9 protein-coding genes are annotated in these 24,673 nt (G+C 34.5%); 1 reads left to right on the plus strand and 8 read right to left on the minus strand.

Translation table 11 applies throughout. The features are described 5' to 3' along the window. Positions 1-82: 82 nt before the first annotated feature. Positions 83-1,744 carry a tetratricopeptide repeat protein gene (locus tag GBO31_RS17525; protein WP_219009735.1) on the plus strand — a complete coding sequence of 554 codons (1,662 nt, stop codon included), beginning with the start codon at positions 83-85 and terminating at the stop codon, positions 1,742-1,744. Between the two features lie 109 nt (positions 1,745-1,853). On the opposite strand, the gene GBO31_RS17530 is transcribed toward GBO31_RS17525, so the two are convergent. From GBO31_RS17530 to GBO31_RS17565, 8 genes are all read right to left on the minus strand, one after another. Continuing rightward, entirely contained in the window at positions 1,854-6,074 is a 4,221-nt protein-coding gene (locus GBO31_RS17530; RefSeq protein ID WP_219009737.1) for an immunoglobulin-like domain-containing protein, read from the minus strand. Between the two features lie 194 nt (positions 6,075-6,268). Then, complete coding sequence (locus GBO31_RS17535; protein ID WP_219009739.1) at positions 6,269-6,487, minus strand: hypothetical protein; 219 nt, start codon at positions 6,485-6,487, stop codon at positions 6,269-6,271. A gap of 251 nt (positions 6,488-6,738) precedes the next feature. Further along, on the minus strand, positions 6,739-8,406 hold the full coding sequence (locus tag GBO31_RS17540; protein ID WP_219009741.1) for a tetratricopeptide repeat protein: 1,668 nt from the start codon (positions 8,404-8,406) through the stop codon (positions 6,739-6,741). A gap of 146 nt (positions 8,407-8,552) precedes the next feature. Next, entirely contained in the window at positions 8,553-10,574 is a 2,022-nt protein-coding gene (locus tag GBO31_RS17545; protein ID WP_219009743.1) for a T9SS type A sorting domain-containing protein, read from the minus strand. Between the two features lie 130 nt (positions 10,575-10,704). Further along, positions 10,705-10,848: a hypothetical protein gene (locus GBO31_RS17550; RefSeq protein ID WP_219009744.1), complete on the minus strand. Its 144-nt coding sequence runs from the start codon at positions 10,846-10,848 to the stop codon at positions 10,705-10,707. 193 nt (positions 10,849-11,041) lie between these two features. Next, positions 11,042-12,715, minus strand: a complete 1,674-nt coding sequence (locus GBO31_RS17555) for a tetratricopeptide repeat protein (RefSeq protein ID WP_219009746.1) — start codon at positions 12,713-12,715, stop codon at positions 11,042-11,044. Between the two features lie 169 nt (positions 12,716-12,884). Further along, positions 12,885-19,880 carry a BspA family leucine-rich repeat surface protein gene (locus tag GBO31_RS17560; RefSeq protein WP_219009748.1) on the minus strand — a complete coding sequence of 2,332 codons (6,996 nt, stop codon included), beginning with the start codon at positions 19,878-19,880 and terminating at the stop codon, positions 12,885-12,887. A gap of 223 nt (positions 19,881-20,103) precedes the next feature. Then, positions 20,104-24,627 (minus strand): BspA family leucine-rich repeat surface protein, encoded by a 4,524-nt coding sequence (locus GBO31_RS17565; protein ID WP_219009750.1) that lies wholly within the window; start codon positions 24,625-24,627, stop codon positions 20,104-20,106. Positions 24,628-24,673 lie beyond the last annotated feature (46 nt).

Here is a 24,673-nt window from a genome sequence, read left to right on the forward strand (position 1 = left end):
AAGGAAATCTAATTAATCCATTTAACTGTTTTTTTTTCTAATATTCTTATCTTTGTACTATACTTTTATATCCTTATACCTCATGAGAATCTTGTTTTTTATTGTTGCATTTTGGTCTTTGCTACCTGCATTTAGTCAAGTTCAAAAAGATAGTCTAGAAATTGAATTAAGGCAAAAGGTGAAGGATGCAGCCAATGATTCTCTGAAAGTGCATTATCTCTTCGAACTTACCAGAATAGTTGAAAAATACAGTGTAGATCAAGGAAGGGATTTAATGAACCAAACGATACAAATCATCAACAATATTAATACTCCTTCTGACTATTTTTTAAAGCAAAAAGCAAGCGTACTAGATGTATTGGGTAAATATGAATCCAGACAAACCAATTATAAAAACGCTCTGGAGCTTAAGCTAAAAGCATTAAAAATTAGGGAAAAACTCCAAGATTCTTTTGAAATAGCTAAAAGTTATCATAATATCGGAATGCTCTTCAGGTATCAAAAAGAATACGATAAGTCAAAGTCATATTTTTTAAAATGCATAGCCATACGAGAACGGCATTTAGATAGTACAAAATTAGCAACCAGCTATAATATGTTGGGAGTTGTACATTACTATGATAAACAGAATGATTCTGCCATGCATTATTATAGACTTGCAAAGAATTACTACACTACACTAGAGGAAAAAGCAAAACCCAATGATAATATTGCTGCGATCTATTATACTTCAGGCAATTATAAAGACGCTATTGAAATATATCAAGAAAACTTAAACATTTTTAAATCCTCAAACAATTATAATTTTGTTATTAACAACTTAATGCATCTGGCTAAAATTCATTCTGATTTAGATAAACATCAGAAAGCGATTTACTATATTGATGAAGCCTTCAATTATCATAAAAAATATGGCAATACCTCTAGATTACCTCTTTTGTATCAATTGCGAAGTCAGATTTATGAAAAAATGAAGAACTACAAGTATGCACTTGGCTATTTTAAAAGTCATAAATATTATTACGATTCCATTTTCAATGTTACAAATGCTAAAAAGATTACTGCGCTAGAATTGAACTATCAATTTCAAAAAGAGAAATTAGCAGATAGTCTTCAATTTGCAAATGAAAGAAGTGAACTTAAACTAAAAAATGAGGCGCAGCAGGCAACTAATAAACTCTATATCACATTACTATTACTGATTTTAGCAGGTATTATTACACTACTAATCTTTGTCAATAACAAAAGAAAATTAAACCAGGAACGATTTAAAAAGGAACAACTGGAAAAAGAATTATTAGACGAGAAATTAAAACATACAACCTATCAAGCAAAGCAGTTAGTTGCTGATAATAGAATGCGATTGCAGTTTAAACAGGAATTCTTAACCAAACTTAAAAAGGTAAAACAACATGCAGACGCAGTTGATGTTTCTGATTTTCAATCATTGATCACAGATCTTACCACACAAATTCAAACAGAAGGTAAATTTGATTCTATTGGAGATAATATTGAACAACTCGATGAAGCATTCAATCAAAAACTTAGAAGTTTGTACCCTGACCTTACAAAATCGGAAAGAGAAATATGTGCGTTAATGCGCATGAATCTTAGTCTTAAAGAAATTATGGTAATTCGTAATGTAACCATGGGATCCATTAAAGCTTCTAGGCATCGTATCCGCAGGAAAATGGGATTAACTAGAGCGCAAGAGCTAGAGCAAGCCATTATGGAATTGGTATGATTATAAAAAACCATCCGCCTGAGACGGATGGTTTACTATTGCAAAAGTGAAATCTACGACCCCTTAACTTCGTAATATTCTATTTGCGAATAGCACATAAATATTCGTCTTATTCTTGCTTGATTATTTTTATGGTTTTCATTCGGTTCTCCATAACCACTGTTACAAAGTACATGCCCATTGGCAAACTAGAAATATCTATACGGTCATTTGCCTTTACTGCAGATTGCTTTAACCGCTGTCCATTTATAGTATGGATAGTCAATTTCGCTTCTTTTTCTAATCCTGAAATCTGAAAATAATTATTTGCGGGATTAGGTAATAATATCACTTGGCTTAACTCTTGATCTTCTACATTAAGTAGAGGTACTACATTGACAGTTCTTGTTACCTGTGTAGCTGTATTGCCCGCAATATCCATGGCATCATAATAGATTGTATACGTACCGATAGCATCCATAAACTCTGAAGCATCAATTACCACATTAGATCCATCATCAGTAGTAGCTCCTAATTCTGTATACCCACTACCTAATTCAATAGTTTGCGGATTATCACCTATCAATGTAATTACTGGTGCTGTGGTATCCACTACATTTACTGTTCGAGTAACTTCAACTGCTGCATTATTCGAAGCATCGGTAGCATTATATSTAATKGTATAGATTCCTACTGYATCTACAAAATYSGAAGCATCRATTACCAMATTAGATCCATCATCGGTGGTTGCTCCTAATTCTGTGTAGCCACTACCTAATTCAATARTTTGGGGATTATCWCCTATYAAWGTAATMAYTGGWGCTGTRGTATCYACKACATTTACTGTTCGRRTAACYTCAACTGCWGTATTATTCGAAGCATCGGTAGCATTATATGTAATRGTATARCTTCCTACTGCATCCACAAAATYCGAAGTATCAATTACCAMATTAGATCCATCATCKGTRGTTGCTCCTAATTCTGTGTAGCCATCACCCAATTCAATAGTTTGAGGATTATCACCAATCAACGTAATAATTGGAGCTGTAATATCCACTACATTCACTGTTCGTGTTACTTCTATAGCTGATGCCATTCCTGAGGCATTCGTGGCGTTATATGTTATTGTATATGTACCAACAGCATCCACAAAATCAGTAGCATCAATCACCACATTGCTTCCATCATCGGTAGTAGCTCCCAATTCTGTATAGCCTGATCCTTCCTCTATTATTTGAGGATTATCACCTAAAAGTGTAATTATCGGTGCTACATTTTCGCAATTTAAAATATCTGCTATTGTAAATGTACTTCCTGAAAGGTTCAATGTAGTTTGTCCATTTCCATCAGCAACATAGCTATACAAACCACAGAAATTAGCAACTCCCGTTTCTACAATATTGAGTTGGTTGTTAACTGTTCTTAAACTCGTAAGATTTAATGAGGTAATCGCATTTCCTGATATCGTTGACTGAAGAAAAGGACTCATATCTGTTTCCGTAGTTTCGGTAAGACTTTGTAAACCATCCACATTAGTAAGCATCGGATTGTCTTTTATTCGGATATATCTTGTAGAAGTAACTAATTGTAAGGCATCAATATGAGTTAACATCGCATTTCTTTCAATTACCAAAAAATCTGTTGCGTCCGACATAAAATCAAGCCCATCTAAGTTAACTAAAGCATCATTATCACTAACATTTAAGAAAGCACTAGTTGTCGTGGTAACGTTACTCAATCCTGTTAGTGAAATAAGGTTTGGATTTCTTACAATATTAATACTCGTTCCTATAGAAGTTACTGTACTGAAGGATGACAAATCAGTTAATTGTGTTTCATCAAGGGTAAAACTACCAAAGCTTTGTATACTACTAAAGTCCAAATTGATACTATTTACGTTACTGAAATTAAAACTTCTTCCAGTACTGATTAACTCTGGAAAAGATATCATAGCTGTATCTACATTTCTGAATGTAAAAAAGTTTTCTACCATCGTAAGGTTAGGGACACTAATGGACGAGGTTACTACATCCGAAAAAATTAGAGATCCTGGACCAGCACTATTAAAAGTATTATCTCCCGTAAGTGTCGTAACATTAGGAAAAACTAATGCATGGGTTAATGTCTGATCATCAACTCGTAATAACTCGGTAACCGTTAAGTCAAGTATTGAAGATATATCTGTTAATAGCGGATTATCAGAGATAGAAAAGTTTTCTATAGGATCAGTAATTCCAGAAAGTGCTGTAATATCAGTAAGTACATCATTACGAAAGATAGTGAACCCACCTGTAAGAGTTTGTAAATTTTGTAAACCATTTAAGTTAGGTAAAAGCTCATTATCACCAATTGCTAACCTACCATTAATTACTTCAACACCTACTAATCCAGAAAGATCCGAAATATCATTTGCATTACGTATTGTAAGGCTTCCATTAATAGTTTTACAGCTTCCGAGTTGTGCTAAAAAAGTATCTAATTCTAATTGCGACGCAATTCGTACATCACCATCAATGGCGCAATCCGTACACATTTCTGAATAGGAAGTGGTCATATCTTTATCCCAACCACTATAATTTCCTATGCCTGCATTAGCAGCAGTTTCATCATCCACTTCTGTACAACTAAGATTTGGATTATTTATAATCGATACATAATATAATGTACTAAGATTGTTTCCATTTTTAAGGTTAAGTAGTGTTAGTGAATTATTATTAACTTCTAACTCTTCTAATAAGGTATTTGAGCGTAAATCTAAATTGGTCAACATATTGTTGTTGCCATACAGGTATTCTAGAGCAGTGTTGGCACTTACATTTAGACTAGTAATTTGGTTATCCGAAAAGTATAATTCTTCTAATAATATATTATTACTAGTATCTAGACTGGTTAATTGGTTGTTGGTACACTCCAGATAATCTAATGCAGTATTTGCACTAACATCCAGATTTATGAGGGAGGAATTATTTATAGTAATATCTGTCAGTCCTGTGTTAGCACTTACATCAATATCTGAAAGTGGATTAGTATCTAAAACTAATCTTTTTAATCCGGTATTTGTAGAGATGTCTATACTTGTTAATTGGCTGTTCCTAATGGACAATAGTTCTAACGCAGAATTGGCACTAATATCTAAGGCTGTTAGTGGCCCACTAATAGAAAGGTTTGTTAAAATAGTATTAGCTCCTAGATCTAAAGTCTGTAATTGACTATCTGAAATATTAGCAATTGTTATATTTAGATTAGAGCTCAAATCTAAATTCATTAATTCAGTACCGTTTAGCTCTAAAATCTCCAAATTCGCATTATTGCTTAAATTTAAGACTGTTGCTGGATTTCCGGTACTAGACAGTTGTATTAAAGAAACAAAATCCTCGATACCTGTAAAATCAATAATTCCTTTGTTATATAATTGTCCGCCAGTACCTCCAAAAAATATATCTACGGATGTAATATTTTCTGTTGGAACCGTATTATTTAATGCACCGGTATCATATCCTGCATCAATTAGTGCTTGCTCAAAATTATCATCAGGCACTGCAGTAAGACATTGATCAGCATAACTTGAAGTAGCACTATTAATCATCCAATTTGCATAATTTCCTCCTCCTGCATCTGCGTCGACAGCATTATCCACTTGGATACATCTCAAATTCGCATTGCCCTCTAATCGAAGATCTTCTAATATTGGGTTATTCCCATTTTTTACATTTACAAATCTTAAATCGTTATTAAATCCAATTAGAAATCGCAATCCTGACAATGCAGAAACATCTATCAATTGGATATCATTGTTCTGAAATTCGATTCTATTTAATAATGTATTATTTGTTACATTAAGGCTTGTTAAACTATTATTTCCTACAAATAATTGTTCTAATTGTGTAAAACTACTTACATCAATAGTGGTCATATTATTACCAAACAATTGAAGATATCTTAATGTTGCTGAACTAATCTGTATCGATTCTATATCATTATTATCCGCTATTACCGTATCTAATGCCGATTGATCAGTAAGATCTAAAGTGGTCAGTTGATTTCTGGTGACTCTAAGCGTTATTAAGTTTACAAGATTGCTAAGATCTATAGTTGAAATATTATTATCATTGATTAATAAGGTTTCTAATGACACAAAGTCTTGAATACCGCTTATATCGGAAATGTTACTATTAGAAACATCCAATGAAGTCAATGAGGCGATATTAGCAGTTAAAATCTGATTATCATTAGGAATATCATCATATGGTAATAATGCTGCCTCAAAATTTGAATCTGGTATTGCGGTATATTGTGAATACGTATATACGCTAAGGAATAGACAAAAAGTATAGAGTAATGATTTTTTCATTCTAAGGGGTTTTATAAATTTCTATGCAATTATAAAACACCTAAAATGAGTTACTCCTATTCTCTAAGTGTCAAAAGGTGTCATTCCAATAAAATCAAGGATTCACAAGGTTTCAATAAAATTAAGCGTATGTAATTACATGAAGAATATATACATAAATAGCAACTTATTATCAAAACAAATACAGGTCTTCTCTAACCTACGTTTTTATATACTTGACATCTAAATTGGGTAATCAAAGCATATAATGATTTTTTAACTGAAGTCATATTCTCTTGCGCTACTGCGTTCTGCAAACTACGCAATAGTTCCTTTTTGAGAACCTTTTGTACATCCATGTCTGCATTAAAGTCTTTTATTTCGTCTTCTTTTATTTTCACCTTTTGTTCTAATATCAATGTATCGTACTTCAACTGTTGTATACTTTTAGATTGTTGACGATTTTGGCGAAAAAGAAATAATGATAAAATTAATAATATGATGATAGCGCCAAACAAAATACTATCGAGCAAACTTATAAAGAGTAGGAATGAGTAGAATATTATCATAAAAAGTAGGGATAATTAGGTTAGTATTACAATACTAGTAATTATTCCAACTCATATTATAAAATAGAGGTGTTAAAAAGTGGCATTTTCCCTTTCACATTTTAAAAAACATCTTTTTAAGCTAATTGTTGAATAAATAATTCTAAATCTTCGCCTTCTGGCACCTGTATTTTTTTTCTGATTCTTCTGCGCATAGATTTAACAGAATCTACCGAAACATCTCTTATGGTCATGATTTCTTTAATGGAAAGATTTAAACGAAGTAATGCACAGACTTCCCTTTCACCTTTTGTTAAATCTGGATATAGCGTTTGAAGTTTTTTATCAAAAGTTATATTAACCTGACTAATTTTTTCCTGCAATCCAGATAATTTCTGTTCGGTTGCTATTTGCCGTTTTAATTGTGAAGTTAATGACTGTAATGATTTTGATATATTTTCGGGAGTTTCTGTTAAAACATCCTTCTTTATTTTATCAAGTAATTCTTCCTTAAAAGATATTCGCATTGTATTATCTGCAATTAACTTTTTAATCTCCAACTCTTTTTCTGTAATTTCTTGATGTAAATGCTTCTTTTCTTTTTCATACTCTAGTTGGGCAACACGTACACGTTGTATATGATTCCGTCTAAGCAACCAAGCTACCAATATGGCTCCTAGTAAGCTTATTAATAATAAAATAAAGTATAATTTTTTCTTTGAAGTTTCTGCATTAGCAATGAGTTCTACCTCTCTTTTTTCCTGTACGAATTGTAAACTATCGGCTTGTTTTTCTTTTTCAAATTGATAATTCAGTTCTAATGCTTGGATTTTTTTTTCATTTTCTAAGTTAAAAATCTCATCAGAAGCTCTATTAAACTTACGATAATTTTCATAGGCATTTTCAAAATCACCCATTTGAGCATTTGCATAACTTTTTCTTAGATATGCTACAGAGATCCTTTCTTTAAAACCTTCTTCTTTGGCTACTTGTAATGAAGAATCAGCATACTTCAGACATATATCCCAATCCTTTAATCGTTTATAATCCTGAGAAAGATTATAATATTCCACACAGATAGAAAGACGTTTCCCAATTTTTTTATAGTATGCAAGGTTTGTTTTTTTTAAAGGAATAGAAAGGTTATACTTTTTCTGAACACCATACACAACTGCTAGATTACCATATACACCATGTAAATCTTCTTTACTATTAATCATCATGAAATACTTCTCTGCTTTTTGATAACAAATCAATGCAGAGTCCAATTGCTTATTTTGTCGATATGATACGCCCATCATATTATATCCGGCTCCTAAACCATGCGTATCCTTTACTTTTTCTTTTAAAACAATAGCTTTCTTATAATTCTCTATTGCTCTACGATGTTCTTTCTGATATCGATATACCAAAGCCATATTATGAAAAACATCTCCCATTTTTGAAAGATTTTGTTCTCTTTCATAAAAGCGTAATGCTTGTATGTAATAATTGATGGCTTCGGGATAATTAGCTTCTCTTCTATTTACTACTCCTAATTGAACATATAATGCAGCTCGATACGATTGATAGTAGCTTTCATCCTTGTCTTTAATTTCATCTAATCCTTCTAAAAAATATTGTTCAGCTTTATTAAAATCTCGACCTAATTGATACTCACCTAACGCTAATAATGCCTTGATCTTTACTGTGTCGATTATTGCTTCGTCTACTTTCCTTTCTAAATTTAGGAGTATAGTATCCTGTCCGCGACCTATTAATGCAGAAAAAAGAAGAACTATTACTAAAAAGAATGTATTTTTCATAGGATACAAACTTAGTGTTTATAAAAAAGAAAACCATCCGCCTAAGGTGGATGGTTTCAAAATTCCAAAGAAATTTACGGGCCCATGCCTTCGTGAAATTTCAGTTGAATAGTCTAAAATAATACGGTACAATAACCTATTAAGAATTACTGTATCACCATTTTTTTGGTATCAATCATCCTTCCTTCTGCATACAAACTGTAGAAATAAGTTCCTGATGTAAGTCCATCACTATTGATGTAAACAACACCTTCTCCTCGCTCCTCTAAGTTAATGGTAGAGACCACTTGTCCACTTGTATTACTAAATACTATTGCTCCTTTATTAATACTTAATGGAAGGTAATATTTGATGGAAGATGTTCCGTTAAATGGATTTGGTATATTCTGATAAAGAATTGCTGTTTTTGCTTTTCCTGGATTATTTTCTGGAACACCTAAAGTTTGTTCTAAAGCTTCAAGTCTTGCTGTTAAATCATCTATCTGATCTTGTTGAGTGTCATTTTCATCTTGCAATGCTATAATTTCAGTTTGTGCTATAGCCAGATCTGACTGAATTCCGGAAATTAGAGGTGCCAAATCTACAGATACTGAAGTTCCATTTTCAATAGCAATGGTAAGATCTGTTCCAGACAGCGTGGCAGCAGTTAAATTCTGTGCATCGCTATTAATGTATCCTGAAAAATCTATTGTATTTCCGTTACTAATACTTAACATATTATTGGATAAATCCAAAGTCTGACTATCAGTTCCTGTACCATCTTGAAGAACAGAAAGATCAATTGTATTACTTCCTCCCGAAAGACTAAGCGTAGTATTATTTAGTGATAATTCCTGATTATCCGTATTGTCTAAATATCCTGATAAATCTACTGTAGAGGCATTTCCTGATATACTGAGCGTATTTGYGGACAGTGACAAACTTTGAGCATCCGTATTATCCAAATATCCTGATAGATCAACTGATGTACCATCATTAGTAAGGCTCAAAGTATTATCAGATAAATCCAAATCTTGATTATCAGTATTATCTAAATATCTCGATAAATCCACTGTAGATGCATTTCCTGATATACTGAGCGTATTTGTGGACAGTGACAAACTTTGAGCATCCGTATTATCCAAATATCCTGATAGATCAACTGATGTACCATCATTAGTAAGGCTCAAAGTATTACCAGATAAATCCAAATCTTGATTGTCAGTATTGTCTAAATACTTTGCAAGACTGACATTTTTAGTAGCTTCGGCATCATCTGCTAATGATAATTCTAAGTCATTATCCGTTAATTGGAATACATCAATCGTTTGATCATCTGTATCCGTATTGGTATCTGTAGAAATATCGACCCATTGTGTTCCATCCCATGTGTAGACTACTTTATCTTCAGTATCGTACACCATCATTCCATTTTCTCCGTCATCTAAGTTTGTTGCAAAAGTGGCACGTTGAACATTTGTCATACGATTGATTAACAATCCTTTACTATTAGAAGACATATGTATTGATGCATTGCCATTTGGTCCCCACGTACCAATTCCAACGGCTCCATTTGCACGAAGTGTTAGTGCATTCTGTGGAGTATTAGGCTGAATTCTAAATGGTAACTTACTTCCGTTTGTGGCATCTCGAATAAAAAAGTTAGCATCATTACCTGCAACATCAAAAATTTGAGGGGTATACCCCATTGATCCATTCTGATTTAATCGCAATGCAGGAGTATCACCATCCAATACATGTAACTCAAATTCACCAGGAGAATTTGTTCCGACACCTACATTTCCATTAGCAGAAATTCTAAATGCATTATTAGGCGCTCCAGCGTCTACTCGAAATGGTGAAGTCCCGCCAGTAGCATCATCTACAGAAAAATAACTATCTCCTCCATTACTATTAGAGTTAAAGGTAAAACGCCAATCATTAGAGGGGAACGAAGCTGATGATGATGCATCATCAAAAAACATTCTAAGATTATCCTCTTTAAAAATCATTGTATCAGATCCAAATGCCTGTCCATTAGTAATACCTGTTCCTATTCCTAAAGAACCTTGTACATAAAGGTCTTCGGCTATTAGTTGTTTTGCTAGTGGATTATCAGAATCACTTTGAGCAGCAACTGAGTATGTTGCGCATACAATTATAAAAATGGTACGTATTTTTTTTATCATATGTGTTTATTTTAAAATTCGCGCGAAGCTAAAGTTTTGAATTGTAATAGAATATACTTTGTTTGTTAAATTTTAATCCTCTTTATCGAAAACTGTTTAGAGTCAAGATGTTTATATACAGTTGTTTTTGTTATTCTTTTAATTTTTTTAATTCCTTTTCTATATTTTCTAAATCTCGTAACTGATTCTCAAGTTCTTTTTGTTTAGTTATGATTTCATCCATCTTTATTTTATACTCCCTTTTTTGTTTTTTAATACGATATAATTCTTTCATTAATTTGCACATAACTATCGAATTTTGACTCCGCTAAATAACACATGAAATTTGAAAAAATAAAGATATTAAGGGGTGCAAATGAGGGTACAACAACCGTAAAGCCTTTAATTACAAATACTTTAAGACATTTCATCTAAGTCTTACTATTCAATGTCAAAAAAATTAATCGGTGATGTAAAGAAAGGTTAGTTTAAAGTGAACGAATATATGCATCTAATGAATCTTTTGCAGTAAGACCAAGTTTACTTTTCAAGCGATAACGAGTTGATTTTACCGCATCCAAGCTTGTTTTTCTCAAATTAGAAATCTCTTTTCTAGACAATCCTAATTTAATAAAAGAGCAAATTTCTATATCTGTTTTAGTGAGAGATTGATGCTTAATCTTTAGCTTTTTTAGAAACTCATAATTCAATGTTTCAATGTTTTTCTTAAGTAAAATTAATTTAGCATCTTCCAATTTATCCGCTTTGAGTTCTGCAATGATCCCAGTCAATGAAATCCCTTCTTCTTGGTCTGATAATTTACTTAGGTCATTAGCCAACTTTTCTTTTGTTCTTAGATGAATAAGGGTTTCCTTCATGAGATCAGTTACCTCTTCTTTTTTTAAGGAAACTTCAGTATTTAATTCTTCTATCTTATTAGTTAATTTTATCTCTTTAAGTTGATTTTGTTTCCATACTTTTTTGAAGTATCGGAATCCATAATAAGTAATTCCGGCAATCAGAAACAATGTTATTAACAAGAGAGTTAAGTACCATTTCTTTTTAAGTTCTTGATTTTCGGCAATTGTAGAAATTCGTTTCTTCTCTTCGGCAAATTGAATACTATCTTTTAGTTTTTGTTGTTCAAATTCATATTGAAGTTCTACTTCTCGAATTTCTTTGGCTTTTTGAAGATTAAAAACACTATCATTAACCTTTGCAAATTTTCTATAATAATCCAATGCTTCCTCAAACATTTTCATTTTATAATAGGAAAGGCTCTTTCTTTTGTAAGACACTGCCAATCTTCTTCCCAACTTTTCTTTCTTAGCTATTTGTATCGATTGATCTATATGCTGTATTGCTTTATCAAACTGTTTCAAATCGTTATACGTACGAGCTAAATTATAATGTGCGGTAGCGGTAGATTCTTTTATTTCTTTCTTTTCTACGTATGCCAAGTATTCTAGTTGAAATTTTAATGCTTCAGCGTATTTCTTTTGTACATTTAAAATTTGTGCTTTATTAGCAAGTACTCGATATTTTCCCTCTTCATATCCAGCGAGTTCATATTCTTTGTAGGCTTTTTCAAGAAAATAAGTTGCTGAATCTATTTTTTTAATCATTCGATATGATCCACCTAAGGCATTATAATTATCTCCAATCTTTTTAGGAATTCCTAAGGACTCATTAATAGCAATTGCCTTTTCAAACTCATGAATAGACTTTCTATATTCCTGTTGAAATTTGTATACGTTACCAATATTATGATAATTAGAAGATAGGTTAAGTGAATCATTGTATTGCAAAAAAATCTTTTGCGCATCGATATAATACTTCATGGATTTACCATATTGTGCTCTTTTACGATATAATATTCCTAGCTGTTGGAATACTTCTGCACGTTGTAGATTGGTATCATATCTAAGATTAGGCTTTTTTAAAATACTGTTTATCTCTCTGCTGTAGTTTTCTACTTTATTAAAGTCTCTTCGTAATTGATATACACCCAAACTTAATAAAGCTTCAACTTTTAAAGAATCTGTAGTAGCATCATTTACCCTATTTTGTAATTGTACTAAGGTAGAATCCTGCTCTTGTGCAAAAGCAACATAACTACAAAACGATAGAACGAATATTAATAAATGACACAACCTTATCATAAAACCGAATATACATAAAGGTAATTATTTTCAAAGGAAAATAGGTTTCAATTTTTTAATACAAAAACAAAAAACCATCCGCTTGAGACGGATGGTTTTACTTTGCAAACCTCTATGCTACGACCCCTTACCTTCGTAGTATATCTTTTGCACGAGAATGATTGTTATATTACTTCTTCATCAATCGTGTAGTTTGTAATGTACCATCTTGTTCTATGGTAATCAAATACACTCCTTCTGATAAATCTGTTGTAGAAACAGCTTGGTCATTCWTAACTTTTATTGTTTGTAATACACGACCATTGATATCAAACAAGGTTAATTTTGCTTCACCGTTTAATCCTGTAATCCAAAATTGATCGGTAGCTGGATTTGGATATACCGTAAATATATTTTCTGTGTTTTCTTCTACACTCAATACATCAGATACGGTAATGGTAAAAGAAACTATCTCTACATTTGAATTATCATCAGTCGCAGTAAGGGTAATTACATGATCACCTGCTCCTAATAAAGTACCTGCTATTGGACTTTGAGTAATCGTTGTTGCTAAAGCACTTCTACTCGTATCACAATTATCTGTAACTACTACTCCACTAGTGAAATCAGGCAAGGTATACATATCTCCTGTATCGAAAGCAACATTCATATCGGTTGGCACTGTAGTCATATCAAATTCTGGAGCTATCATATCTTCAACCGTAACGGTAGCCATACACATATCTGTATTTCCATTAGCATCTATAACGGTTAAGACAACAACATTGTCTCCGATAGTAGCACAATCAAAATCTGTAACATCAATGACAAGTGATGCTATTCCTGAAAAATCTGAAGAACCGTTATCAATCATCGCCGCTGTAACACTTACATTTCCAGAATCATCTAACTGTACTGTAATACTTTGACATACTACTGTTGGATTTGTGGTGTCCACTACATTCACTGTACGCGTTACCTGAACTGCAGCATTACCCGAAGCATCCATAGCATCATAATAGATCGTATAACTACCTACTGCATCCATGAATTCTGATGTATCAATACTCACTGAAGATCCATCATCTGTGGTGGCTCCTAACTCAGTATATCCAGCGCCTAATTCTATAGTCTGAGGATTTGCTCCATCTAAAGTAATCACTGGTGCGGTGGTATCTACTACATTCACTGTACGAGTTGCCTGAACTGCAGGATTACCAGCAGCATCGGTAGCATCATAATAGATCGTATAACTACCTACTGCATCCATGAATTCTGAGGTATCAATACTCACAGAAGTACCATCATCTGTGGTGGCTCCTAACTCAGTATATCCAAATCCTAATTCAATAGTCTGTGGATTTGCTCCATTTAAAGTGATTATTGGTGCTATTGTGTCTACTACATTCACTGTACGAGTTAGCTGAACTGCAGTATTACCAGAAGCATCTGTAGCATCATAATATATCGTATAACTACCTACTGCATCAATAAATTCTGAAGTATCAATACTTATGGCAGAACCATCATCGGTTGTAGCTCCTAACTCAGTATATCCAGCTCCTAATTCTATGGTTTGTGGATTTGCTCCATCCAAAGTAATTATTGGTGCTGTGGTATCTATTACATTCACAGTTCGAGTTACTTGTGTGGCGGTTGCACCTGAAACCGCATTAGTAGCATTATAAGTAACCGTATAACTTCCAGCCTGATTCGTATTTWCTGATGTTGCATTGATAGTCAATGTTGCTCCATAGGTTAGTTCAGCTCCTAATTCGTTGTAAGTTTCACCTCTTTCTATAATTTGAGGATTATCTCCCAATAAGGTAATAACAGGATCGATACAAGCTTGTCCTCCATCATTGATGGTCCAATTATACGGAGCAGATGTTAAGGTATTTCGCGGCGTTTCTCCTAAACAATAAGTACTATTTCCAGCATTAAACATAATACCTGTTGGAATTTGTGCTTCTCCTGTGCCGAGAGTAGACCAACCGATTAAGGTCTGATCATAATTTTCTGTAGAGAGTTCTGCATTATTAAACATACTACTCATCGCTCGAACATTAGAGATATCCCAAGCACCCAAATCTTGATCAAAGGCCTGAGAAACAGAAAACATAGATGACATATTTTCAACAGCACTTGTACTCCAGCGATCTAAAGGTTGATTAAAGGACTGCGTTCCAGAAAACATACTCGCCATATTGGTCACCTTGCTCACATCCCAGTTATTAAGTGGTTGGTTAAAATCTTCAGTGAAATTGAACATTCCAGCCATATTTATCTCATCCGATGCATCCACAAACTCTCCGATATTCCAGCCACTAATGTTTTGATTAAAAATAGTACTTCCTCCAAACATATTAGAGAAATCAGTTACACTTCCAACATCCCAAGAAATAATATTCTCGTTAAACATTATTGCGGATTGGAATAATGCATCCATATTAGTCACATTAGAAGTATCCCATGAATTCATTACATCTTTATTATCCACTAAGTTTAGTGCAATTCTAAACATCCTAGACATGTCAGTAACATTAGATAAATCAGGAGTATCATCAGCATTCAATACTAAGTTTCTACAACCTTCAAAAGCAGATGCCATACTAGTCCATTGTTGTGTCCCCCATTGTTCAATCGATAAAATCTTATTAGAGTCTCCATCGTTATCAAAAAAGATTCTTGGAAAATCTCCCGTAATCTTTATGGTATAGGTCGCTGGTGTATCATATTTACGAGTAATATTTCCTGTTACATTAGATATTACGATTCCATCTCCCCAATCTACATTGTAGTTATAACCACCGCCGTTAGTAGGAATGGTAACTGTTCCAAAAGGTACAGTCGTTTCCCAAGTAGTAATAAACGCATCACCACAATCCAATCCTCCATCATCTATAGTCCAATTATAAGGTGCATTCGTGAGGGTGTTTCTTGCTGTTTCTCCCACACAATACGTCAGTCCGTCTGCGCCTAAAACCAGGTCATTAGGAGTATTGGCATTCGAAGCCCAGCCTATTAAGGTAGCATCATAATTACCAACAGAAAGTCCAGAGTTATTCAGGATATCATTGATATCTGTTACCTTCTGTAAATCCCAACTTCCTAAATCCTGATCAAAATTTTCAGTACTCGCTAACATACTCTCCATACTTATTGTACCCGTCACATTTTCTCCGATATTCCAGCTGCTAATATTCTGATTAAAGTTTCTCGCTCCTCCGAGCATCAATACAAAATCAGTAACATTACCAACATTCCAAGTAGTAATATTGCCATTGAAATTTCTAGCACTTAAAAACATCCAGCCCATACCGGTAACATTAGAAGTATCCCAAGCTGAAAAATCAGGAGATTCCAAACTAGTACATCCAAAAAACATTTGTCCCATTTCTGTTACCTGTGATAAATCAGGAGTATCTGTAGCAGTAACATTCATATTAGCACATCTCGAAAATGCCTGAAACATTGTTCTCCATTCCATATCTCCCCACTGTTCAATAGTTTGTAACTTTTCAGCATTACCTATCCCTCCTACTAAGGAAGCAAACTGAGGAAAATCTCCTATAATTTTTACCGTATACGTACCTGGAGTTATATAACGATGTGATGCATTTCCTGTAAATCCATTTTCTACAGTACCATCACCCCAATCTATAGCATAATCATATCCTATTCCTGTTGTAGGAATGGTAATATTTTCATTATCTGAAGTTGTCTGCCAAGTAGTGATAAAAGCATCGCTACAATCCAATCCTCCATCGACAATATTCCAATTATAAGGAGCACTTCTTAATATATTTCTTGCTGTTTCTCCAAAACAATATGAGCTATTACCTCCGCTGAATCTAATTCCTGAAGGAATTTGTGTTTCTCCAACTTCTAAGGTAGCCCAACCATTTAATGTAGCATCATAATTTGAACGCGATAGTTCCGAGTTTTTGAACATATCATTCATATTGATTGCATTACTCAAATCCCAAGTGGCTAAACTTTGATCAAAAGCTTCTGCTTCTTCAAACATACTGATGAATCCTCTCACATCACTAACATCCCAATTTTCCAAAGATTGATTGAATACTTTGGTTCCCAAGAACATACCGCTCATATCAGTTACTTTACTCACATCCCAATCTCCAATGGGTTGATTGAACTTTTCGGTATCTTTGAACATGACTCCCATAGTAATAGCACCTGTCACATGTTCTCCAATGTTCCAACCGCTAATATTTTGATTAAATTCTGTAGCTCCATCAAACATTCTAAAGAAATTCATCACATTCCCTACATCCCAGGAAGTAATATTAAAATCAAAGATAGATTCGGTAAACATAAGAGACATATCCGTAATTGTACTCGTATCCCAGGAATTCATAAGATCCTCATTATCTACAAAACTGGAAGTCCCTCTAAACATGCGTGCTAATGATGTCACCTGACTTAGATCTGGAATATCTAATGCATTTAATTCTAAAGCGGTACATCCATAAAATGCACTTTCCATACTCGTCCATTGTTGGGTTCCCCATTGATCCACAGAAGTAATAAGATCTCTAGATCCTGTATTATTAAAATAGATTCTTGGAAAATCTCCAATTATTTTCACCTGATAAGCTCCAGCAGTAGTATAAGTATGTGAAGTATTTCCAGTAGCTCCAAACTCGATTGTTCCATCTCCCCAATCGATATCATACTCATATCCTGATCCTGTAGTAGGAATGGTAATACTTTGATTTGCTGTAGTTGTTTGCCAAGTGGTTATAAAAAAGTCCGTAGCTGCACATCCTAAACCAGCGTCACCAATACTCCAATTTTTATCAATATCTAAAGTATTTCTTGCATCTTCGGCAAAACAATATTGTAGTCCCACAGCTCCAAAACCTAAGTCATTAGGTGTATTTGGATTCTCTGCCCAACCTGTTAGGGTGGCATCGTAATTAGAAGTACTTAAATTACTACCATCCAACATATTTGCAAGTGTAATAGCGCTACTTAAATCCCAATTTCCCAAATTTTCATCAAATGAATTGGTATTTCGAAACATGCTTACAAAGTTTTCAATAGTACTTACATTCCAATGTTTCATTTGTCCTCCATTATCCACAAGACTGCCACAATCTTTAAAGGCTTCGAACATGGTGGTCACATTAGAAAGATCAGGAATATCTGTGGCATTAATCACTACATTACTAGCACCTTCAAAAGCTCTATCGAATGAAGACCATTGTATGGTTCCCCACTGTTCTACCGAACGCATTTTATTCCCTATACTACCAGAATTGTTGATATATAATCTTRGAAATGCCCCAGAAATTTTCACCGTATACGTACCAGCTGTAGCATAGGTATGAGAAGCATTTCCTATTTCATTGGTAGTGGTGCCATCTCCCCATTCTGCGATGTAGTCAAAACCAGGGCCAGAAGTTCTTATGGTAATACTTTCATTAGCTGTAGTAGTTTGCCAGGTGGTAATAAACTTATCAGTTTCTTCGCAGCTAAGAATATCTCCCGAAATTGACCAACCATAACTATCAATAAGACTTTTTCTTGCGGTTGCTCCTTGGCAATACTCTATATTCCCAGCACTAAATGAAATTCCAGTAGGAATTCTAGTTTCACCAGCTGCTGTATCTAAAGTTGCCCATCCCATCAAAGTCTTATCATAATTCTCTTTGGACATATTACTATCCGTAAAGAGAGCATCGAAAAAAGAGTTATCCGGAAAATAACTTACATCTAACCCACTTAAGTCTTGATCGAAAGCTCTAGCCAAGATAAATACACTACTAAAAGCAAGTGCACCATCTATATTTTCTAATTTCCAGTTACTGATATCTTGATTAAATGCTCTAGAATCAGAAAAAGCTGATACCATTCTTCGAACATTTCTAACATCCCAATTATTTAGCGGCTGATTAAAGTTCCTAGTTGATCTAAACATAAACGTCATATCCTCAACCGAACTTACATTCCAGGTATTGATATTTTCATTAAAGCCAGAAAATTCAAATACCCCATCCATATTTCTTACGTTCCCGGTATTCCAACTTCCTATTCTATCTTTTAAATCTTCTAGATTAGTCGTTCTACTAAACATTTCTTCCATAGAAGTTACGATACTCAAATTGGGTGTATCATCTGCATTTAGTTTCAGGTTATTACATCCTTCAAATGCTGAGTTCATACTTGTCCATTGCTGCGTTCCCCATTGCTCTATAGTCAATAGCTTACTTCTATCTCCTAAATTATCAAAATAGATTCTTGGGAAATCCCCATAAATTTCTATCCTATGAATTCCAGGTGTTTCAAAAACATGAGAGGCACTCGATGTATTATTAGTGGTATTAGAACCGTCTCCCCAAAATACCGTATAATCATAACCTGTTCCTGTTGTTGGTATCGTAATGGTTTGATTAGCAGTTGTTGTTCGCCAGGTAGTAATAAACTTATCTTCTTCGCAAACTTGTCCGCCATCATTGATGGTCCAGTCATAAATACTAGCCACAGGATCTGCAAGATCAGCATGCGCTGATATAGCAGTACAATACGTACTGGCACCAGCATCAAAATTGACATTAAATTGTAAAAGTTGTCCTGCCCAACTAATTAATGTAGCATCATAATTATCTACAGATAGTCTACCTCCTGCTAACATTCCGTTCATGCGTGTAATAGTACTTACATCCCAATTGGCAAGACTGAAATCTACTGACGGGCATTCTCTAAACATATTTTCTAAAGAAGTAGCTTGCGATAAATCGGGAGCATCAGTAGCATTTATTTCTAAATTAGTACACCCATAAAATGCGCTTTCCATACTGATCCATTGGTTATCTCCCCATTGTTCAATAGAAATAACCTTGTCCTTATCTCCTGTATCATTAAAAAAGATTTGAGGAAAAGTACCTCTTATCGTGATCGTATAATCTCGAGCTTCTGAATAAGTATGGGTAGCATCACCGGTAAAACCATTTTCAAAAATAAAGATATTCGTTATTCCGCCTGAAGAAAAATTGTCGCTCCATTTCACATCATAATTATAGGTCTCAGAACTATTGGTTGGGATGGTAAAAGTTTCATTAGGGCTCGTTGTCCTAATTTTCATTCGAAAGGTATCTTGAGCCAATGTAGTGCTAATAAAGGCAACAAATAAAAAAAGTGTTGTGTAAAAGTGTTTCATACTAAGGGGTCTTTTAGAAAAAGAAGTTGATAAACATTTTTTAAATCGAGTGCAAAATTAACAACATATGAGGGTTTACAAAGAAATCAGGGGTTGCAAAGGGGTTGCAAAATATTTTATAGCAAAAACCATCCGCATCAGGCGGATGGTTTTGTTTGGCAAACTTCCATGCTACGACCCCTTAACTTCGTAACACTTCTTTTTACCATGACTAAATAGTATTCTAATTTTTCATCAATCGTGTGGTTTGTACTGTACCATCTTGTTCTATGGTGATCAAATACACTCCTTCTGATAATTCTGTTGTAGAAACAGCTTGGTCATTCATAACTTTTATCGTGCGTAATACACGACCATTGATATCAAACAATGTCAGTTGTGCTTCTCCAGATAATCCAGTAATCCAAAACTGATCTGTAGCTGGATTTGGATATACCGTAAATATATTCTCTGTGTTTTCTTCTACACTTAGTACATCAGATACCGTAATGGTAAAAGAAACTATTTCTACATTCGAATTATCATCTGTTGCTGTTAGCGTGATTACATGATCACCAGCTCCTAATAAAGTACCTGCTACTGGGCTTTGAGTAATCGTCGTTGCGAATGTACTTCTACTCGTATCACAATTATCCGTAAATACTACTCCACTAGTGAAATCTGCCAATGTATACATATCACCAGTATCAAAAGTAACATTCATATCGGTTGGTACTGTAGTCGTATCAAAATCTGGAGCTATGATATCTTCAACYGTAACGGTAGCCATACACATATCACTATTTCCATTAGTATCGGTAACGGTTAAGACAACTACATTATCTCCAATGTTTGTACAATCAAAATCTGTAACATCAATGGCAAGTGATGCTATGCCAGAAAGATCTGAAGAACCGTTATCAATCATCGCTGCTGTAATACTTACATTACCAGAATCATCCAATTGTACGGTAATATTTTGACATACGACTGTTGGATTTGTGGTGTCTACGACATTCACAGTACGAGTGACCTGAACCGCAGAATTATCAAAACCATCCATAGCATCATAATAGATTGTATAACTGCCAACYACATCCATGAATTCTGAGGTATCAATACTCACAGAAGATCCATCATCTGTAGTAGCTCCTAACTCTGTATATCCGGCTCCTAATTCTATGGTTTGCGGATCTGCTCCATTTAAGGTGATTACTGGAGCAGTAGTATCTACCACTTCTACCGTTCTGAATACTGTCGAACTATTACCATTTCCATCTGCTGCAAAATACATTGCAGAGTAAGTGCCTACATTATTAACTAGGAGAGAAATATTAGTATCAAGGGTAACGGGACTACCATCATCAGTTGTTGCTCCCAACTCTACATATGGATCTCCTAATTCTATGATTTGTGGATTTGGCCCATTTAACGTAATGACTGGAGCAGTAGTATCTACCACCTCTACCGTCCTGAATACTGTTGAACTATTACCATAAGCATCCACAGCAAAATACAATGCAGAATAAGTGCCTACATTACTAACTAGGAGAGAAATATTAGTATCAAGGGTAACGGGACTACCATCATCAGTAGTTGCTCCCAACTCTACATACGGATCTCCTAATTCTATAATTTGTGGATTTGCTCCGTTTAAGGTAATTACAGGAGCAGTAGTATCTACCACCTCTACCGTTCTGGTTACTTGTGTTGCGATAGCACCAGAGACCGTATTTGTAGCATTATAAGTAACCGTATAGCTACCTACCACATCTGTATCCACAGAAGTCGCATTGATTGTTAATGTGGCTCCATAGGTAACCTCAGCTCCTAACTCGGTATACGTATCACCCTTTTCTATTACTTGTGGATCATCTCCTATCAAAGTAATCACAGGAGCTATACAGCCCTGTCCGCCATCGATAATTCTCCAATTATACGGAGCAGATGTTAAGATATTTCTAGCAGCTTCTCCTAAACAATAAGTCGCATCTGCTACTAAATCTATACCTGTAGGAATTTGCGTTTCTCCAGCTTCTAAAGTAGCCCAGCCAATCAAGGTATTATCATAGTTCTCTTGAGACATCCCAGCACCAACAAACATTTCATCCATATAAATAACGCTGCTAATATCCCATCTACCAAGATTTTGGTCAAAACTTGAGGCACCTTCAAACATATCTTCTAATTCTTGCACATTACTCATATTCCAACTGCTTAGATCTTGATTAAAAGCAGTAGCATTTTGGAACATACTTATCATATACTCAACTGTTCCAATGGTCCAACTACCAATAGGTTGATCAAATGCAACTGCCCCTTCAAACATCGATTCGAAGTTCTCCACAGTACTCACATCCCAATTAGAAATATTTTGATTAAAAGCAGTAGCATTTTGAAAAACATAGCTACAATCTTTTAGATTATTGAACGTCCATCCACTAATATCCTCATCAAAAAGAGTTGTATTTTTAAACATATCGTCGATACGCTCTATAGTCGACACATCCCAAGTTCCTATTCTATCCTTCACATCTTCAAAATTGGTACATCTTGCAAACATATCTTCTAGGGAAGTTGCTTGAGACAAGTCTGGATTATCATCCGCGTTTAATTTTAAATTAGGGCAATTTTCAAATGCGCTAACCATGGATGTCCATTGTTGAGTTCCCCATTGTTCAATAGTCATTAATCTTGATCTTGCAGCACCGGCATTATCAAAATAAGGATGAGGAAAATCTCCATAAATTTTTACGGTATAGGTTCCTGCAGAAGCATACTCGTGATTTGCGGTTCCAGTTTGGTTAAAAGATTGTGTTCCGTCACCCCAATCTATACTGTAATTGTAACCAGAACTAGTAGGATGCTTTGGTATTCTGATGGATTGATTAACATCTGTAGTTTGCCAAGTGGTAATAAAAGCATCTGTAGGCGTACATCCCAAACCACCATCTGTAATAGTCCAGTTATAAGTTGTACTCGTTAGTGTATTTCTGGCAGCTTCCCCCAAACAGTAAGTAGCACTAGCATCTAATGTAATATCACTAGGTATTTGAGTTTCACCAGAAGCCGCATCTAAAGTTACCCAACCGATTAGAGTAGCATCATAATTTTCTGAAGACATTCCAGCGTCTACCAACATATTGTCCATTGCATTGGCAGCACTGATGTCCCAACTTCCTAAACTTTGATTAAAAGCAGTTGCCAACTGAAACATAGCATTCATGGTTCTTACATTAGCTACATTCCAATTACTAATTACTTCGTTGAATATGCTGCAGTTCTCGAACATTGACCTGGTATCGATAACAGCACTCATATCCCAATCATTCATTTTATCTTGTAGGTCTTCTAAATTAGTACACCCTTGAAACATACCTTGTGTAGAACTTACTGATGATAAATCAGGAACATCATCGGCATTTAATGTAAGGTTAGTACAACCATTAAATGCATCTTCCATAGACGTCCATGAATTCGGTCCCCATTGCTCAATGGTTCGTATTTTTTCACTTGATGGATATCCATCAAAATTCAAACGATTAAAGTTTCCTAAAATACGCATGGTATATGTTCCTGCATTTTCATAGGTATGATACGCTTCTTGGGTTTCAAAAGTAACAGTACCATCACCCCAGTCTACCACAAAATCTAGTCCCGATCCTACAACAGGAAGTGTAATAAATTCAAAATCAGTAGCCATATTCCATGTGGTAATGAAAAGATCTTCATCTGGACACCCTAATCCTTCATCATCAATATTCCAACTATACGGAGCATTTATTAATGTGTTTTTGGCCATTGCTCCCAAACAATAGGTAGCATCAACTTCTAAATCAATATTCGAAGGTATTTGTGTTTCCCCTGAAGCAGTGTCTAAAGTAGCCCAACCGATTAGAGTTTTGTCATAATTTTCTTCAGACATGGAAGTAAATCGTATCATCGACTCCATAGTTTGTGCACTACTAATATCCCATTTGCTTAAATCTTGATCAAAAGCTGTAGCACCTACGAACATAAATTCAAAAGTAGTGGCTYGGCTTACATCCCAATTCCCTATACTACTACTATTAAATGCTATGGCATCAGCAAATGCCCAAGTAAATTCTTGAATATTACTGGTATCCCATCCCGAAAAATCAACGGAAAAATCTTTATCTATGGAACTACATTGGGCAAACATATATCCCATAGAAGTAACATTTGATAAATCAGGATTATCCGTTGCTTTTACTTCTAGATTTGTACATCCTTCAAAAGCACTTTCCATAGAAGTCCACGCTATAGTTCCCCACTGTTCAATAGTTTGAATTTTGTTGCGATCACCAGAATCATTAAAATAGATCCTAGGAAAATCTCCTAAGATTCTTACGGTATACGTTCCAGAAGTAGCATATGCATGCGTAGCATTTCCTGTAAATCCAGTTTCAATAGTTCCATCTCCCCAATCTACTGCATACTCATATCCACTTCCAGTGGTAGGTATGGTAATACTTTCGTTTGCTGCATTGGTTTGCCAAGTAGTGATAAAGAATTCTGATACATCACAAGCAGTACCATTATCGGTGATGTCCCAATTGAATCCAGTAGGATCGGTTAATGTGCTTCTAGCTTCCATTCCTAAACAATAACTACTTGTACCTCCATGAAAAGTTATGTTAGAAGGGATATCATCAATACCATCTGAAGTATTGCCACTTGAATCGGTTGCCCAACCAATTAGGGTAGTATCATAGTTTGCTGTAGAAAGTCCTGATGTAATGAACATGTTAGACATATTTGTTACACTACTTATATCCCAATCCCCCAGATTT

The organism is Aquimarina litoralis, from assembly GCF_019295435.1.
Taxonomy (GTDB): domain Bacteria; phylum Bacteroidota; class Bacteroidia; order Flavobacteriales; family Flavobacteriaceae; genus Aquimarina; species Aquimarina litoralis_A.